The organism is Bosea sp. NBC_00550 (assembly GCF_026020075.1).
Lineage (GTDB): Bacteria > Pseudomonadota > Alphaproteobacteria > Rhizobiales > Beijerinckiaceae > Allobosea.
This window is the reverse complement of record NZ_CP102772.1, coordinates 792,827-808,529: the sequence shown is the minus strand read 5'-3', so window position 1 is coordinate 808,529 and position 15,703 is coordinate 792,827. Positions and strand designations below refer to the sequence as shown.

17 protein-coding genes are annotated in these 15,703 nt (G+C 65.6%); 13 read left to right on the top strand and 4 right to left on the bottom strand.

The features are described from left to right. Window positions 1–57: 57 nt before the first annotated feature. Window positions 58–1,347 (bottom strand): urea ABC transporter substrate-binding protein, encoded by a 1,290-nt coding sequence (urtA, locus tag NWE53_RS03895; protein WP_442864948.1) that lies wholly within the window; start codon window positions 1,345–1,347, stop codon window positions 58–60. Window positions 1,348–2,044: 697 nt separating this feature from the next. On the opposite strand from urtA, the gene rnr reads away from it, so the two are divergent. The 6 genes from rnr to NWE53_RS03865 all read left to right on the top strand — a co-directional run bounded on the left by rnr (window position 2,045) and on the right by NWE53_RS03865 (window position 6,925). Then, on the top strand, window positions 2,045–4,360 hold the full coding sequence (gene rnr, locus NWE53_RS03890) for a ribonuclease R (RefSeq protein WP_265053066.1): 2,316 nt from the start codon (window positions 2,045–2,047) through the stop codon (window positions 4,358–4,360). Continuing rightward, a complete protein-coding gene (locus NWE53_RS03885; protein ID WP_265053065.1) occupies window positions 4,360–4,806 on the top strand; it encodes a DUF983 domain-containing protein in 447 nt (148 codons plus the stop codon). Before rnr ends, NWE53_RS03885 begins: the two co-directional genes overlap by 1 nt. 13 nt (window positions 4,807–4,819) lie before the next feature. After that, a complete protein-coding gene (locus tag NWE53_RS03880; RefSeq protein ID WP_265053064.1) occupies window positions 4,820–5,554 on the top strand; it encodes an NUDIX hydrolase in 735 nt (244 codons plus the stop codon). Window positions 5,555–5,716: 162 nt separating this feature from the next. Then, window positions 5,717–5,884 (top strand): 50S ribosomal protein L33, encoded by a 168-nt coding sequence (rpmG, locus tag NWE53_RS03875; RefSeq protein ID WP_038367996.1) that lies wholly within the window; start codon window positions 5,717–5,719, stop codon window positions 5,882–5,884. A gap of 352 nt (window positions 5,885–6,236) precedes the next feature. Beyond that, the gene (locus NWE53_RS03870) at window positions 6,237–6,512 is read left to right on the top strand and encodes a hypothetical protein (RefSeq protein ID WP_265053063.1); all 276 of its coding nucleotides are present in this window, start codon (window positions 6,237–6,239) and stop codon (window positions 6,510–6,512) included. Between the two features lie 254 nt (window positions 6,513–6,766). Further along, window positions 6,767–6,925, top strand: coding sequence for a hypothetical protein (locus tag NWE53_RS03865; protein ID WP_265053062.1), 159 nt, complete (start codon window positions 6,767–6,769; stop codon window positions 6,923–6,925). 444 nt (window positions 6,926–7,369) lie between these two features. On the opposite strand, the gene NWE53_RS03860 is transcribed toward NWE53_RS03865, so the two are convergent. Then, window positions 7,370–8,746: a PleD family two-component system response regulator gene (locus tag NWE53_RS03860; RefSeq protein ID WP_265053061.1), complete on the bottom strand. Its 1,377-nt coding sequence runs from the start codon at window positions 8,744–8,746 to the stop codon at window positions 7,370–7,372. A gap of 18 nt (window positions 8,747–8,764) precedes the next feature. Next, complete coding sequence (locus NWE53_RS03855; RefSeq protein WP_265054810.1) at window positions 8,765–9,136, bottom strand: response regulator; 372 nt, start codon at window positions 9,134–9,136, stop codon at window positions 8,765–8,767. 132 nt (window positions 9,137–9,268) lie between these two features. Here NWE53_RS03855 and NWE53_RS03850 point away from each other — a divergent pair, with 132 nt between their 5' ends. Continuing rightward, a complete protein-coding gene (locus NWE53_RS03850; protein WP_265053060.1) occupies window positions 9,269–9,559 on the top strand; it encodes a DUF3572 domain-containing protein in 291 nt (96 codons plus the stop codon). Next, the gene (locus tag NWE53_RS03845; protein ID WP_265053059.1) at window positions 9,556–10,905 is read left to right on the top strand and encodes a DNA polymerase IV; all 1,350 of its coding nucleotides are present in this window, start codon (window positions 9,556–9,558) and stop codon (window positions 10,903–10,905) included. The genes NWE53_RS03850 and NWE53_RS03845 overlap by 4 nt, the downstream gene beginning before the upstream one ends. Here NWE53_RS03845 and NWE53_RS03840 read toward each other — a convergent pair. Continuing rightward, window positions 10,862–11,722: a cell envelope integrity EipB family protein gene (locus tag NWE53_RS03840; RefSeq protein ID WP_265053058.1), complete on the bottom strand. Its 861-nt coding sequence runs from the start codon at window positions 11,720–11,722 to the stop codon at window positions 10,862–10,864. The genes NWE53_RS03845 and NWE53_RS03840 overlap by 44 nt on opposite strands. Window positions 11,723–11,914: 192 nt before the next feature. Here NWE53_RS03840 and NWE53_RS03835 point away from each other — a divergent pair, with 192 nt between their 5' ends. The 5 genes from NWE53_RS03835 to NWE53_RS03815 all read left to right on the top strand — a co-directional run bounded on the left by NWE53_RS03835 (window position 11,915) and on the right by NWE53_RS03815 (window position 15,684). Next, entirely contained in the window at window positions 11,915–12,388 is a 474-nt protein-coding gene (locus tag NWE53_RS03835; protein ID WP_265053057.1) for a RidA family protein, read from the top strand. Further along, window positions 12,388–13,164 (top strand): glycerophosphodiester phosphodiesterase family protein, encoded by a 777-nt coding sequence (locus NWE53_RS03830; RefSeq protein ID WP_265053056.1) that lies wholly within the window; start codon window positions 12,388–12,390, stop codon window positions 13,162–13,164. Before NWE53_RS03835 ends, NWE53_RS03830 begins: the two co-directional genes overlap by 1 nt. Then, a complete protein-coding gene (locus NWE53_RS03825; RefSeq protein ID WP_265053055.1) occupies window positions 13,161–14,399 on the top strand; it encodes a GNAT family N-acetyltransferase in 1,239 nt (412 codons plus the stop codon). Before NWE53_RS03830 ends, NWE53_RS03825 begins: the two co-directional genes overlap by 4 nt. Further along, the gene (locus NWE53_RS03820; protein WP_265053054.1) at window positions 14,392–15,168 is read left to right on the top strand and encodes a hypothetical protein; all 777 of its coding nucleotides are present in this window, start codon (window positions 14,392–14,394) and stop codon (window positions 15,166–15,168) included. The genes NWE53_RS03825 and NWE53_RS03820 overlap by 8 nt, the downstream gene beginning before the upstream one ends. 87 nt (window positions 15,169–15,255) lie before the next feature. Beyond that, the gene (locus NWE53_RS03815) at window positions 15,256–15,684 is read left to right on the top strand and encodes an HIT family protein (RefSeq protein ID WP_265053053.1); all 429 of its coding nucleotides are present in this window, start codon (window positions 15,256–15,258) and stop codon (window positions 15,682–15,684) included. The last annotated feature ends 19 nt before the right edge of the window (window positions 15,685–15,703 follow it).

The following is a 15,703-nucleotide window of genomic DNA, read 5'->3' as shown; positions in this document are numbered from 1 at the left end:
GGGCGGCCGGGATTTTCCCGTGCCGCCCTTCCCCTTCATGATCTCACATGCAGCCCATCAGGCGCTGCCGCACTTGCCGGTCTTGACGTTGAAGTTGCCGCACTTCTTGTCGACCCAGTCGCCGACAAGGTCCTTCGAGCCGTCGAGCTCCTTCGACCAGGCGTCGCCCGGAACGAGGCCTGTGGTCTTCCAGACCACGTCGAACTGCCCGTCGTCCTTGATCTCGCCGATGAAGACCGGCTTGGTGATGTGGTGGTTCGGGAGCATCTTCGAGATTCCGCCGGTCAGGTTCGGCGCCTCGATGCCCGGCAGCGCGTCGATGACCTTGTCCGCGTCGGTGGTCTTGGCCTTCTCGACCGCCTTCACCCACATGGCGAAGCCGACGACATGGGCTTCCATCGGGTCGTTGGTGACGCGCTTCGGGTTCTTGGTGAAGGCCTGCCACTGCTTGATGAAAGCGTCGTTCTCCGGCGTCTTGATCGACTGGAAATAGTTCCAGGCGGCGAGATGGCCGAGCAGCGGCTTGGTGTCGATGCCGGCAAGCTCCTCCTCGCCGACCGAGAAGGCGACGACCGGAATGTCGGTCGCCTTGATGCCCTGGTTGCCGAGCTCCTTGTAGAACGGCACGTTGGCGTCGCCGTTGATGGTCGAGACGACCGCCGTCTTCTTGCCGGCGGAGCCGAACTTCTTGATGTCGGAGACGATGGTCTGCCAGTCGGAATGGCCGAAGGGCGTGTAGTTGATCATGATGTCCTCGGCCTTCACGCCCTTGGACTTCAGATAGGCCTCGAGGATCTTGTTGGTCGTGCGCGGATAGACGTAGTCGGTGCCGGCCAGCACCCAACGCTCGACCTTCTCCTCCTTGGCGAGATAGTCGACGGCGGGGATCGCCTGCTGGTTCGGCGCGGCGCCCGTATAGAAGACGTTGCGCTCGCTCTCCTCGCCCTCGTACTGGACGGGGTAGAACAGGATGTTGTTGAGCTCCTTGAAGACCGGCAGCACCGATTTGCGCGACACCGAGGTCCAGCAGCCGAAGGTGGCCGCGACCTTGTCCTTGGTGATCAGCTCGCGCGCCTTCTCGGCGAAGAGCGGCCAGTTCGACGCGGGATCGACGACGACGGCCTCCAGCTTCTTGCCGAGGAGGCCGCCCTTCTTGTTCTGCTCCTCGATGAGCATGAGCATGACGTCCTTCAACGTCGTCTCGGAAATCGCCATGGTCCCCGAGAGCGAATGAAGGATGCCGACCTTGATCGTCTCCTGCTGCGCCGCCGCCGGCAGATAGGAGGATCCGAGGAAAGCGGCACCGGCCAGAGCCGTGCCGAGGAATTCGCGACGATTGCTGTTCACGGACATCTCCCGAAGGATGTTTGTTTGGCGGCGCCCCTCGACGCCGGCAGGCCTCCCTGGCCCGTGAGGGGTATTGGCAAGCGCCGTGCCAAGCGTGCCCAACGTCATCCAAGTGACGCAAATCTCTGCTGCCAGCGTCGCGTTTGCCGAACTTCCTGCGAAAGCGTCGTGCCGTTACGCAATCATCCGGCATCCAAGGCCGAATCCGCCTATTTTATAGACATATGCCTTGCCACTTGTTTATGCATCGCAGCATCTGCCCGGAATTTCATCGACACGCACTGGCTTTGCATAGCGGGGCACAGCGCTTTTTTTGGCATTTACGAGTCCCGGAGAATCGCCTTAGCCTCATCTTCGTCGGTAACAACTGAAAGGAGGTGATCCAGTGTCTCATTGTCATCAGCCGCTGGTGCAAAGCGGGTGGACCTGGACCTCTTCTTCCCGGGGTTCGTGTTCCGCGTGAGTTTTCGCACCTTTGATCCGGTTCGCTGGATCGCGGTTCGACAATGGAAGGGCTGTCCGAAAGGACGGCCCTTCTTCTTTTGACGCAGATATTTGTTGCCGCATCGGATTTCTCCGAAAATCGGGACCCACTTTTCGGTCCGATGCTCTGGCGAATGCTGGCGCGAGAGCGCAAGGCATGGCAGACAGGCGCCGTGTCCTGGTTTTTTCCTACTCCGCCAAATGAGCCCCGGCCGTGACCGTTCCTGAGCCGAGCCGCGAAGCCATCCTCGACTTCATCGAGGAGGAGCGCGCCGCTGGCCGCGAGGTCGGCCGCCGCGAGATCGCCAAGGCCTTCGGGCTCGATCAGGGCGGCAAGATCTGGCTGAAGCGCCTGCTGAAGGAAATGGCTGAGGAGGGCGAGATCGGCGGCGACGGCAAGGAGCGCCCCGTCCATCCGCGCGGCGCGCTGCCGCCCGTGATGCTCTCCGAGATCAAGCGCCGCGACCGCGAGGGCGACCTCATCGCCCAACCTCTCGAATGGAACGAAGCCGAGGATGGCGCCCCGCCGCAGATCCTGATCGAGAGGTCGCGCGAAGGGCGCCGGAAGGAAAAGACCGCCGCGCCCGCGCCGGGTGTCGGCGACCAGGTCATCCTTAAGCTGACGCGGCTGCGCGGCGTGGAGGGCTTCGGCTATTCCGGCCGCGTCCTGAAGGTGATGGGCAAGGCCAAGGCCGCCATTCTCGGCATCTTCCGCGCCTTGCCAGACGGCTCGGGCCGGCTGGTGCCGGTCGACAAGAAGGCGCGTGAGCGAGAAGCCATCATTCCGAAGGGCCGCACCGGCGACGCGCAGGACGGCGACCTCGTCTCGGTGTCACTACGCCGGGAGAGCCGGTTCGGCCCGCCGGAGGCGCAGGTGCGCGAGCGGCTGGGCTCGATCAAGTCGGAGCGCGCGGTCAGCCTGATCGCGATCCATGCGCACGGCATCCCGCATGAATTCCCGCCGGCCGCCCTCAAGGAAGCCGCCGAGGCGCCGCTCGCCAGTCTCAAGGGGCGCGAGGACTGGCGCGACCTGCCGCTCGTCACCATCGACCCCGCCGACGCCAAGGACCATGACGACGCCGTCCATGCGGCGCCCGACGAAAGCCCCGACAATCCCGGCGGCTTCGTGGTCACCGTCGCCATCGCCGATGTCGCGGCCTACGTCCGGACAGGCTCGGCGCTCGATCGCGAAGCGCTGGAGCGCGGCAACTCGGTCTATTTCCCCGACCGTGTCGTGCCGATGCTGCCGGAGCGGATCTCGAACGACCTCTGCTCGCTGCGCGAGCACGAGGATCGGCCGGCGCTCGCCGTCCGGCTCGTGCTGAAGGCGGACGGGTCGAAGAAGGGCCATTCCTTCCATCGCATCCTGATGCGCTCGGCCGCCAAGCTCTCCTACCAGCAGGCCCAGGCCGCGATCGACGGCAATCCCGACGACAAGACCGGGCCGATCCGCGAGAGCATCCTGATGCCGCTCTGGGCGGCCTATGGAATCGCGGCCCGCGCCCGCGATCAGCGCCAGCCGCTCGAACTCGACCTGCCGGAACGCAAGCTCGTCCTGAAGCCGGACGGTGCGGTCGATCGCGTGATCACGCCGGAACGGCTGGCGGCGCACCGGCTGATCGAGGAGTTCATGATCCTCGCCAACGTCGCGGCGGCCGAAACGCTGGAGAAGGCCGGGAGCCTCCTGATCTATCGCTGTCATGACGAGCCCTCGCTCGAGAAGATGCGCGCGCTCGGCGAGGTGCTGGCCTCGATCAGCATCAAGCTGCCCAAGGATGGAGCGCTCCGGCCGGTGCTGTTCAACCGCATCCTCGGCATGATCAAGGGCTCGGAAAACGAGACGCTGATCAACGAGGTGGTGCTGCGCACGCAGGCCCAGGCCGAATACGTCGCCGAGAATTACGGCCATTTCGGCCTCAACCTGCGCCGCTATGCCCATTTCACCTCGCCGATCCGGCGCTATGCCGATCTGATCGTGCATCGCGCGCTGATTTCCGCGCTCAGGCTCGGCGATGACGGCCTGCCGAAGAGCACGACGCTTGCCGAACTGCGCGAGGTCGCGACGCGCATCTCCGCCGCCGAACGGCGCGCCATGGCGGCCGAGCGCGAGACCACCGACCGGCAGATCGCGCATTTCCTTGCCGACCAGATCGGCGCCAGCTTCGACGGACGCATCGGCGGCGTGAACCGGGCCGGGCTCTTCGTGAAGCTCGACGGGACCGGTGCAGACGGCTTCATTCCAGCCTCGACACTGGGCGGCGACTACTACCGCTATGACGAGGCCGCGCATGCCCTCATCGGCGAACGCACCGGCGAGAGCTGGAGGCTGGGCGACAGGGTGCACGTCAAGCTGGTCGAGGCAGCCCCCGTGGCGGGCGCTCTGCGCTTCGAATTGCTCTCCGCCGGCCGGACTGTGGCGACGGGACGCGCTGGCAAGCGGCGCGGCGGCGCGCCATATGGCGAGAGCCGGCCGGCCAGCTTTGCCAAAAAGGGCAAGCCGAACTGGGGAAAGCCCGGCAAGAGGCGGTGATGGGCGTCCAGATCCATAGCGCAGGCATGCATGTCGAGACTCGCGACTGGCGCCAGGCCGTGGCCCGCGGGCTGAAGGGCCAGTGCCCGCATTGCGGGCGCGGCCGCCTGTTCCGCGCCTTCCTCAAGCCGGTCGACCGCTGCGAGGCCTGCAGCGAGGACCTGCACCACCAGCGCGCCGACGACCTGCCGCCCTATATCGTCATCACCATCGTCGGCCATATCGTGGTCGGCGGTATCCTGCTCGCCGAGAAATACGCCGACTGGCCGATGTGGTGGCACATGGCGCTTTGGCCGGTGCTCACCTTGATCCTGTCGCTGGTCCTGATGCAGCCCGTGAAGGGCGGTGTCGTCGGCCTGCAATGGGCCGTGCGCATGCATGGCTTCGGCGGCGAGCCCGACAGGCCCGATCGCCAGCCCCTGCCCTCACCCGGCCCCCAAGCCTGAAACGAACCGCGTCATGACCGATCACACCGTCACCCTGACCCAGGCCGAACGGGCACGAACCGGGGTCAATCTGCGGCCCAAGGACGCCGCCACCATGATGATCCTCGACCGCAGCGGGGCGCGGCCGAAGGTGCTCATGGGCAAGCGCCATGCAAGCCACAAATTCATGCCGGGCAAATACGTCTTCCCCGGTGGACGCCTCGACGAGGGCGACCGGCGCATGGTCGCGACCGGTGCGGTGCCGCAGATCTGCGAGGACCGCCTCGGCAAGCGCTGCCTGCGCCCGAGCGCCGGAAAGGCGCGCGCGCTGGCGCTCGCGGCGATCCGGGAGACCTTCGAGGAGACCGGGCTGCTCTTCGGCTCGGATGAATTCGGCGCGCCCGAGAGTCCGCCGCCCGGAAGCTGGGCCGATTTTGCGGCGCAGGGCGTTTTCCCCGATCTCTCTGCGGTCACCTTCGTCGCCCGTGCGATCACGCCGCCGCGCCGGCCGAAGCGCTTCGACACGCGCTTCTTCACGATCGACGCCTCGGCCGTCGCCAAGAAGGTCGAAGGCGTGATCGGCCCCGATTCGGAACTCGTGGATCTTGTCTGGGTCGATTTCGACGAGGCCAAGGAACTCGACCTGCCGACGATCACCAAGGTGATCATCCAGGAGGTCGAAACCCGCATTGCCGGGGGCTTTGCGCCCTATCTGCCGGTTCCGTTCTATTGGGAGAAGCGCGGCAGCTTCGTGCGCGAGGAGCTCTGACGGCGCAGATGCCTGTCCATACGGGCCCGACGTCGTCCAATCGTTATTCTTTCTTGACTTCACCGGCCCGTTGCGGCATTCCCCGCGCTGACGGTTTGCCGGGTTCGCCCGGCCATTTTCTTTTCCGAGGGCCGACGGCCCGCATGGTTCGAGGATAGTCCCATGGCCAAGGCCGTGACGATCAAAATCAAGCTGCTTTCGACCGCCGACACGGGCTTCTTCTACGTAACGAAGAAGAACTCGCGCACGATGACCGAGAAGATGTCGAAGAAGAAGTACGACCCGGTCGCGCGCAAGCACGTCGAGTTCAAGGAAACCAAGATCAAGTAAGGCTTGGCCTTACCGATCTGGCACAACATAAAACCGCCCTTTCGGGCGGTTTTTTCTTGCCTGGATTTCAGTGTGCTTTTCGTCGCCAGCACCCACGGATCGAGCGAGCGCAAAGCCCTATCGAGCGGCCAAAGCGGCTAGATTTCGAGCGGCAGATGCGTGCGATCGGCGATGAGCCACGACAACAGGCCCGTGCCCAGCATGAGGACGGCCACCAACAAGGCTTCGACCATGACGCTACTGCCCCCGATTCCCCGCGCGGCAATAGCTAGAATTTTAATGTTTTGTAAATGAATTTGTTGAGCAGAATCGCGTTGATGAAGGCTGCATGACACCTGTGGAGCAGCCCGACATGGACGAACTCTCTGAAGCCGGGCTGGATCTCGAGCTCGGCGAATTCGGCAAGCGATTGGATTCGCTCCTGATTTCCCGCGGCTGGAACCCGAAGGCTCGTCGAGGCCAGCGCTCCTCCTTCGAGTTTTCGGCCAAGCGGTATGCTCCTAATTGTGTACATATCGTGCTGGACGCGATCATCCCTGAAGCCGCAGCCAGGGAAATCATGACGCTCGTCGCCCGACATGGCTTCATCGAAGCCACAGAGCAGCAACAGCCGCCTCCGCAAAGCTGAACAGCTCGAGGCCGGCCACAGGCCGTCGATAGCCATCGAGCACGAGAATTTTGAGCCTGCCTCCCCCGGGAGCTGCCCAGCAGCATCCGCCATTGACTCTTTCGGGAAAGCGCCGGCCAGATGACCCTTCAACGAGGTCACGCGACCTGAATCTTTCGACGCATGACCAGCGAGGCCACGTTCCCCTCAAGGGCCGGCCTTCGCCTCGGATGTGCGGTGAACGAGATCGGCAGGCGCGACAGGGCGCGAACGGCATGTTGCGAGGGCTGCTGAAACTACTGGTCGAGATCGATTCCTCGCGTTTCCTAACGACACGCGCTGCGGCGGCACTCGGCCTGATCGCCTTGCTCGCGGCTTTCGGCGCGGTGGGATACTGGCTGCCGGCAGCTATTGCCGGCTATTTCGGTCACTGACCCTGCGCCGAAAAACGAGGTGGCCGGCCGGCGGCGGTTCTGAGGAGGCCAGAATTCCGTCACCGACCGACCGAGCCCTCCGGTTTCCCAGGAGATGCGGCGGACCTGAGCACCCGAGGGGCATTTGGGAGCGATCCGTGGATCGCTGCCTCGCAAGAACCCTTACAATGCAGCGTATCCGAATCAATCAAATCCGACCGATTCGCTAATGTTCATCGATCGTTAACCCTACCTGCTAATCTTAAATTTCCGGGATGCCGACCTGACTCTACGGCAATTGTCAAAATAACTTCAGAATCTTGCCCGCGGTTCTTCGCGCATTGGATGAGAACCCTCACCGAAGCGCGCCGAAGCCCGAACGATCGACGCGGCCGAAGCCGCCGCTGGATCGACCCGAGCCGCTCCTACGCCTCTTCGGAATTGGGAATGGCGCCGGGAGCGCCGTCAGGCAGCGCTGGCGACGATGACGCGATTGCGGCCGTTGGCTTTCGCCCGATACACGGCGTCGTCTGCGCGCTTCATGATATCGGCCGAGGAGGCATCCCCCGCGCGACGATTCGCGACGCCGACCGAAACCGTGACCCTGATGTCGCGCGTCTTGTTCTGGATCGCGAATGGCTCGCTTTCGACCCTCTCGCGGATGCGTTCGGCGACCTGACAGGCGGCATCGCGCCCGGTATCGGGCAGGACGACGACGATCTCCTCGCCGCCCATGCGGGCGACGAGATCGATGCCGCGCGTACAGGCACGGACGCGGTCGGCGAATTCGCGCAGCACTTCATCGCCGGCATCATGCCCCCAGCTGTCGTTGACCGCCTTGAAGTGGTCGACATCGAGCACGAGGATCGCCAGCGAACGGGCGCGCAAAGCCGACTCGTCGAACATCATCGCCAGCCGGCTGTCCATGAAGCGGCGGTTGTACAGGCCCGTGAGCTGGTCCATCACCGCCATCTCCATCGAGGACTGCACGCTGTCGCGCAGCCGCTCGGTGAAGCGCTTGCGGCGCACCTGGGTACGGACGCGGGCAAGAAGCTCGTTGCGGTCGATCGGACGCATCAGGAAGTCATGCGCGCCGATGTCGAGGCCACGCAGGATGCGGGCGCGGTCCTCGACCTCCCCCATCAGGAGCACAGAGATGTTGCGCGTGCGCTCCAGCGAACACAGCTGGCTGCACAGCCGCAAGCCATCCTGGTCCTTCAAGTCGAGGCTGATGATGACGCTGTCGAAGCTGTCTTCGGCTGCCCGCACAGCGGCTTGCTGGATATCGCTCTCGACCTCGACCGCGTGGAAGGCCGAAAGCGCGTTCTGAAGCCGCTCGACCACATGCGGACGGTCCTCGACCAGCAGGATGCGGCCATTGAGCCCCGTCTCGGCGGCGGCAGCCACCAGCGGATCGGCGATGCCGAGCCGGACCGAGGCGACGGCACGGCCGCGCAGCTCGTCCGTCATCGCCTTCAGCCTTGCCAGGCTGCGGACACGCGCAAAAAGAGCCGCATCGTCGAGCGGCTTGGTCAGGAAGTCGTCGGCCCCGGCATCGAGTCCTTGCAGGCGGTCGCGCGGCTGGTCCAGCGCCGTCACCATGACCACGGGAATATGGGCGGTGGCCGGCGTGCTCTTCAGCCGGCGGCAGACCTCGAAACCGTTCATGCCGGGCATCATGACGTCGAGCAGCACGATGTCGGCCTCGCCGCGCTCGCAGATCGCGATCGCCTCGGCGCCGCTCAATGCCGTCACCACGGCGAAGTACTCGGCCGAAAGCTTGGCCTCGAGCAGCTTCACATTGGCGGCTATGTCATCGACGACGAGAATGCGGGCGGGCATGGATCGCTCTAGGGTCGCTCAGGCCGCACCGGCATAGGTGCGGACTGTCTCCAGGAATTTCGCGACCGAGATCGGCTTGGAAAGATAGGCCTCGCAGCCACCTTCGCGAATCCGCTCCTCGTCGCCCTTCATCGCGAAGGCGGTGACCGCGACCACCGGGATCATCTTGAGGTCGTCGTCCTCCTTGATCCATTTGGTGACCTCGAGGCCCGAGACTTCGGGAAGCTGGATATCCATCAGGATCAGCGCCGGATGATGCGTCCGCGCCAGCTCGATGGCCTCGATGCCGTCCGACGTCTTCAAGGTCGCATAGCCATGCGCTTCGAGAAGATCGTTGAAGAGCTTCATGTTAAGCTCGTTGTCCTCGACGATCAGAACCGTCTTCATCAGGCCGCCCTTCATTTGCGCCAGGGATACCCGCCGTGAGGCGGTGGTCTTCCCAAAATGGCGGCGTCGTTGGATGATTGCAGTAGCACGCGAGCAGTTGACGAAACGCAAACCGGATACGCGACTCCAAGCCCCATGGCACTCAGACTGACCTACGAGGACGCAGAAGCGCTGGCACTGCGTGCCCTCGGCTTCCTTGCCGCCGCACCGGAGCGGATCGAGCCGTTCCTGAGCACGACCGGCCTCGGCCCCGCGAATCTCCGCTCCGCTGCGAGCGAACCCGGCTTCCTGGCGGCCGTGCTCGACCATATCTCGGGCAGCGATTCGCTACTGCTAGAGTTTGCAGAGAATTTAAGGCTGAATCCGGAAAGAGTCGGCGAAGCGCGCCGCCTGCTCGCCGGGCCGGAGCCGGACGACTTCGCTTGAGCGCGTCAGCCCTCTCGCTGCGCAGCCTGTGCCGCGATTGCCTGGCGGACCATGATGGACCCGAACCGTTGCGGCGCTGCCCGGCCTGCGGCTCGCCGCGCCTGATCCGCCACGCCGAGCGAGACACGCTCAGCCTAGCCCATATCGACTGCGACGCCTTCTACGCGACGATCGAGAAGCGCGACGATCCCAGCCTGCAGGACAAGCCGGTGATCGTCGGCGGCGGCAAGCGCGGCGTCGTCTCGACCTGCTGCTACATCGCCCGCACCTATGGCGTCCGCTCGGCCATGCCGATGTTCAAGGCGCTGAAGGCCTGCCCCGAAGCGGTAGTGGTCAAGCCGAACATGGCGAAGTACGTCACCGTCGGCCGCGAGGTCCGGCAGATGATGCGCGAGCTGACGCCGCTGGTCGAACCGCTCTCGATCGACGAGGCCTTCCTCGACCTGTCCGGCACGGAACGGCTGCATCATGCCAGCCCCGCCGCGACGCTGGCGCGCTTCGCCAGGCGCATCGAGGCCGAGCTCGGCATAACCATCTCGGTCGGCCTGTCCTATGCCAAGTTCCTGGCCAAGGTCGCGTCCGACCTCGACAAGCCGCGGGGCTTCTCGATCATCGGCCGCGGCGAAGCGGTCGCCTTCCTCGCCGACAAGCCGGTCAGCCTCATCCCCGGCATGGGCCCGGCGAGCGTCGCGAAGCTGGCGGAAGGCGGGTTCAAGCTGATCGGGGATCTGCGCGAGGCGCCGGTCGAGAAGCTGTTCCGGCTCGCCGGCAAGGACGGACCCCGCCTGAAGAACCTCGCCAACGGCATCGATGCGCGCACGGTCACGCCGGAGCGTGAGACGAAGAGCGTCTCCAGCGAAACGACGCTCGATGTCGATCTCTCGGGCTTCGACGAGCTGGAGCCGATCCTGTGGCGGCTCTGCGAGAAGACCTCGAAACGGTTGAAAGCGCAGGAGCTTGCCGGCCGGAGCATCACGCTGAAGCTGAAGACGGCCGATTTCCACACCATCACCCGCGCCACCCGGCTCCCCGAGCCGACACAGCTTGCCGCGCGGCTCTTCGCCGCCGGCCGCGATCTGCTGAAGCGCGAATGCACAGGACCGCGCTATCGCCTGATCGGCATCGGCACGAGCGATTTCAGCCCGCCCGCTGAAGCGGACCATGGCGACCTCGCCGACACGGCGACGCCACGCCTGAAGGCGATGGAAGGCGCGCTCGACAAGCTGCGCGCCCGCTTCGGCGACGAAGCGATCGGCAAGGGGCTCAGCCTCAGGCTGCCGCAGCGGCGCTCGGGCGATCCGGCTACTTCGCGCAAGCTTCCTGTGGAAGAAGATCCAGACGCGTGAGCGTGCCGCGCAGCGCGAAGCTGCCATAGTCGAGCTTGATCGCGCCGGTGACGCCGTTGTCATAGAGCTCGAACGAGATCGTATAGGACGGCGTCGATTCACCCGAGCCGACCTTGAAATACGAGATCGTGACCGGCCAGCGCGCGGTCTTCTCGAATTCGGGACGCTGCAGCGGCTTCTCCGTCGGCTCGCTCTCGATGCGTTTTCCGATGACCGAAAGCGTGTCGTAGACCTCCTTGCCGGAGTTCGCGCCGTCATAGAGCCGCACGTTCAGCGTATGCTGGCCGGCGCGCGCGGCCTGGATGACCGCCTTCATCTGGGCATTCGGGAAGAGCGCGTCGCTTCCGTCCCGATGGGTTTCGTCCTTGGGCTGACGCAGCTTCACCTCGTAGCCGCCGCCGTTCTTCGCGGCGGTGCCGTCGACGGTCTCAGGCTTGGCGCCGCCGGACGAGCTTTCGGTCTTGAAGCGGTAGCTGGCGCCGTCGCCCGCCTCGAAGCTGGTGGTGCGGGCATCGATGACGCGCGGGCCGGCTTCGGTGCCGAGCTGCGTGACCTGCCGGAACGACAGGGCATAGCCCTCGCAGGCATCGCCGGTGAACTCGAAGGCAATGCGGCCGCGCGCCGTCTCGATGTTGCCGGAAGGCTTGGCGTTGTCGAGCACGAGATCATAGACCGCGCGATGCGGGGCGAGGATCACGCGATCCGCCCCCGATTGAGCCGCCGTTCCCTGCGCCCAGGCCGGCGCCGCGGCCAGCATCAACGCTGCGATACCGACTTGGCCCGCGTAAGCCGCGAGCCTCAAACCTGTTCCGTTCATGCGCCGCTTTCCGTTCCGTCCTCGTTGGAAATCTAGGTGCATTGCGGCAATGGCGCAAACATGGCGAAACACCGTTTCGCGAGCGGCGCAGCGGCCCTGCCGAGGCGGCATGGCGCGATGCTTGCGGGCAGTCCGGGCTTCGGCCATGAAAGACCGTCTCGAAAGACCCTGCCTCGCTCGCGGAGCCACGCCATGAACGTCGTCGAAACCCGTCTCGCCGAACTCGGCATCACCCTGCCGAGCCCGGCCGCGCCCGTCGCCAACTATGTGCCTTACGTGATCACAGGCAATCTTCTGATCATCTCGGGGCAGATCTGTTTCGGCCTCGACGGCAAGCTGTCCGACTCGCACAAGGGCAAGCTCGGCGCCGAGATCTTCAACGAGGCCGGGCTGGAAGCCGCGCGGCTCTGCGCCATCAACGTGCTGGCCCAGGCCAAGGCCGCGCTCGACGGCGATCTCGGCCGCATCGTGCGCTGTGTCCGCCTCGGCGGCTTCATCAATGCCGCCCCGCATTTCGCCGCGCTTCCGGCGATCATGAACGGCGCGTCCGACCTGATGGTCGAAGTGCTCGGGGACAAGGGCCGCCATGCCCGTTCGACCGTGGGCGTCGCCGAGCTGCCGGCCGATGCCGCAGTCGAGGTCGAAGCGATGTTCGAGATCATCTGATGGCTCAGGCTTCCAGGGACGCTGGCCGGCCCGATCTCGGCTGGCTGATCGCGCGGCCGATCGCCCATCGCGGCCTGCACGATCTTGCCGCCGGTGTGATCGAGAACAGCCCTTCGGCCGCACAGGCTGCGATCGCCGGCGGCTTCGGCATAGAGTGCGACGTCCAGCTCACCGCCGATGGCGAGGCGGTCGTGTTCCACGATTTCGTGCTCGACCGCCTGACGGGCGAGACCGGCGCGGTCGTCGAGCGCAAGGCCGAAGCACTTTCCGCCATCACGCTCAAAGGCAGCAACGACCCTATCCTGACGCTCTCGGCCTTCCTCGACCTGATCGGCGGGCGGGTGCCACTCGTCATCGAGATCAAGAGCCGCTTCGACGGCAATCTGGCGCTGACGCGCCGGACCGTCGAGGTTGTCGCCGGCTACCGGGATCATCCGATCGTGATCAAATCCTTCGATCCCGCAATCGTGACCGCGTTGCGTGAACTCGCGCCGGACATTCCGCGCGGCATCGTGGCGATGAACGCCTATGACTATGGGGACTACGACAGGCTCTCCCCGGAGCGGAAACACGCGCTCGCCAATCTGTTGCACTTCACCGAGAGCCGGCCGCATTTCCTGTCCTGGAAGGTCGTCGATCTCGAAAGCGCCGCGCCCTATCTCTGCCGCAACGCGCTGGGCCTGCCGCTGATGAGCTGGACCGTGCGCACGCCGGGGGAACGGCAGCGGGCGGCGAAATACGCCGACCAGATGGTCTTCGAGGGTTTTCGCCCTTGAGCGAGCCTGAGGGCGGCGATCTCACCGTTCGTGTCGCGACCTCCCTCAAGGCCGTCCCCGCAGGCGCGTGGAACGCCTGCGCCAATCCTCACGCGCTGCTGGATGCCGTCTCGGTGCCCGGCAGCGCTTACCCGGGCCCGGCCATCGACCGGGACAACCCCTTTGTCAGCCACGAATTCCTCACCTCTCTGGAGGAGAGCCGCTGCACCGGCGGGCGCAGCGGCTGGTCGCCCGCCTATCTGGTCGTCGAGGATGGCGCGGGGCAGATCCTCGCCGCCGCGCCGAGCTTCCTGAAAAGCCACAGCCAGGGCGAATATGTCTTCGACCATGGCTGGGCCGACGCCTATGAGCGCGCGGGCGGTCGCTACTACCCCAAGCTCCAGGTGGCGGCGCCCTTCACGCCCGCGACGGGCCCGCGCGTGCTCGTCGCCGACGGCCCGCGCGCTGAGGAAGCCCGCGCGGCCCTGATCGCGGGGCTGGAAGCGCTGCGCGCGCAGACGCAAGCCTCTTCCGTCCATGTCACCTTCGCGCAGGAGCCCGATATCGCTGCGCTGAAGCAGGCCGGCTATCTCGAACGCAACGATCTGCAGTTCCATTGGCAGAACGAAGGCTTCGGCACCTATGACGACTTCCTCGCCACGCTGGCCTCGCGCAAGCGCAAGGCGCTGAAGCGCGAACGGCGCGAGGCCGTCTCCGCCGGCATCACCATCGAAGCTTTGTCGGGCCGCGATCTCACCGAGGCGGTCTGGGACGATTTCTTCGGCTTCTACCAGGACACCGGCTCGCGCAAATGGGGCCGCCCCTATCTCAACCGTGCTTTCTTCTCGCAAGTCGGCGCGGCGATGGGCGAGCGCGTCGTCCTGATCATGGCCAGGCGCGCCGGCCGCTATATCGCGGGCGCGATCAACTTCCGCGGTGCCAACACGCTCTATGGCCGCAACTGGGGCTGCATCGAGGATCACCCCTTCCTGCATTTCGAGGTCTGCTACCATCAGGCCATCGACTATGCGATCGCGCATGGGCTCACCCGCGTCGAAGCCGGTGCACAGGGCGAGCACAAGCTGGCGCGCGGCTACAGGCCCGTCATCACCCGCTCCCTGCACCATATCGCCGATCCCGGCCTGCGCCGTCCGGTCGCGGCCTACATCGCGCAGGAGCGCGAGCAGATCGCAGCGGCACAACTGGCGCTCGCCGCTGAAAGCCCCTTCCGCAAGAGTGATACGGCCGATGAATGACGCCCCGGGCATTGCGGCCGCGCCGGCCGCGTCGAGCTTCTGCGGGGATGCCGAACTCGGCTACCGGCGCAGCCTCACCGATTTCTCGACACCGCTTCGGCTCGACGACAGCTACCGGCTGGCACATCTGCCGCTGGTCGCGCCGGAGCATCCGGGCGTGATCGCCCGGCGTGCGGACGGGTTCTACGAGATGGGGCGGCACCCGCGCGTGTTCTCGCTGGTGCTGCCGGTCGAGGATGCAGCGCTACGTGCCTCGCCCGCCTTTGTCGCGCTGGAGCAGGACCTGAAGGCCGCGCCTTTCGCCCGCAAGATCGCCTGGGACATCCTTCCAAAGCGACAGGACAGGCTCCACGCCACGGTCTGCGGCTCGCTCGGCCTCGATCACCCGCCGGCCATCGCCGAGGAGACCGCCAGGGCACTCCGGCAGGTGGGACCTTTCGCCGTGGAGCTGCGCGGGCTGTTCTCCGGCAACGTCAATCGCGGCCGACTCTACCTCGCCGTCTATCCGGAGAAGCGCGGCGGCAGGAACATGCTGCAGGCCGCGCAAGCCGCGTTCGGGCGTCCGCCCGGCGACCTCTGGCTCGTCGGCCTCTACAATCTCGTCGACGATCTCGATGCCGCCGAGACGGCAGCGTTGGCCGACATCGTCTCGCGCTGGTGGAACGAGCCGCTCCTGCGCCTGACCGTGATGGAGCTGCAGGTCATGGGCGCCTGCGACGATCTCGTGCTCGACAGCGCCGTCGAGACGACGTTGTCGCTGGGTGCCTGACGCAGGACGGGTCCGATTTCGCGGCCTTGACGCCCTCGCGAGCGGGCCACAGGTTGCATGTACCGCGTCCAGCCGTCCGGAACCGCCATGACCGCCTATGATCCGTCCAACGTCTTCGCCAAGATCCTGCGCGGCGAGCTGCCCTCGCACACCGTCTACGAGGACGCCGAGACGATCGCGATCATGGACATCATGCCGCGCGCCGACGGGCATGTGCTGGTGGTCCCGAAAGCGGCCTGCCGCAACGTATTCGACGCGCCGGCCGAGGCGCTGAAGGCCGTCGCGCTGTCGACGCAGAAGCTGGCGCTGGCGGTCAAGACCGCCTTCGCCGCCGAGGGCGTGACCATCCAGCAGTTCAACGAGGCCGCCGGCGGGCAGGTCGTGTTCCATCTCCACGTCCACGTCATGCCGCGTTTCGACGGCGTGGCGCTGCGGCCGCACACCGGCGCGATGGAGAAGAACGAGGTGCTGGCTGACAATGCCGAGAAAATTCGCGAGGCCCTGAAAAAAATCTGACGGCGGATGTCACAGGGGC

Bases quoted from the DNA above. Each gene is read 5' to 3' on its own strand.
- NWE53_RS03885 (WP_265053065.1), top strand. From the start codon at position 4,360: ATGGGCGTCCAGATCCATAGCGCAGGCATGCATGTCGAGACTCGCGAC.
- NWE53_RS03880 (WP_265053064.1), top strand. From the start codon at position 4,820: ATGACCGATCACACCGTCACCCTGACCCAGGCCGAACGGGCACGAACC.
- rpmG (WP_038367996.1), top strand. From the start codon at position 5,717: ATGGCCAAGGCCGTGACGATCAAAATCAAGCTGCTTTCGACCGCCGAC.
- NWE53_RS03870 (WP_265053063.1), top strand. From the start codon at position 6,237: ATGGACGAACTCTCTGAAGCCGGGCTGGATCTCGAGCTCGGCGAATTC.
- NWE53_RS03865 (WP_265053062.1), top strand. From the start codon at position 6,767: ATGTTGCGAGGGCTGCTGAAACTACTGGTCGAGATCGATTCCTCGCGT.
- NWE53_RS03860 (WP_265053061.1), bottom strand. From the start codon at position 8,746: ATGCCCGCCCGCATTCTCGTCGTCGATGACATAGCCGCCAATGTGAAG.
- NWE53_RS03850 (WP_265053060.1), top strand. From the start codon at position 9,269: ATGGCACTCAGACTGACCTACGAGGACGCAGAAGCGCTGGCACTGCGT.
- NWE53_RS03840 (WP_265053058.1), bottom strand. From the start codon at position 11,722: ATGAACGGAACAGGTTTGAGGCTCGCGGCTTACGCGGGCCAAGTCGGT.
- NWE53_RS03835 (WP_265053057.1), top strand. From the start codon at position 11,915: ATGAACGTCGTCGAAACCCGTCTCGCCGAACTCGGCATCACCCTGCCG.
- NWE53_RS03830 (WP_265053056.1), top strand. From the start codon at position 12,388: ATGGCTCAGGCTTCCAGGGACGCTGGCCGGCCCGATCTCGGCTGGCTG.
- NWE53_RS03820 (WP_265053054.1), top strand. From the start codon at position 14,392: ATGAATGACGCCCCGGGCATTGCGGCCGCGCCGGCCGCGTCGAGCTTC.
- NWE53_RS03815 (WP_265053053.1), top strand. From the start codon at position 15,256: ATGACCGCCTATGATCCGTCCAACGTCTTCGCCAAGATCCTGCGCGGC.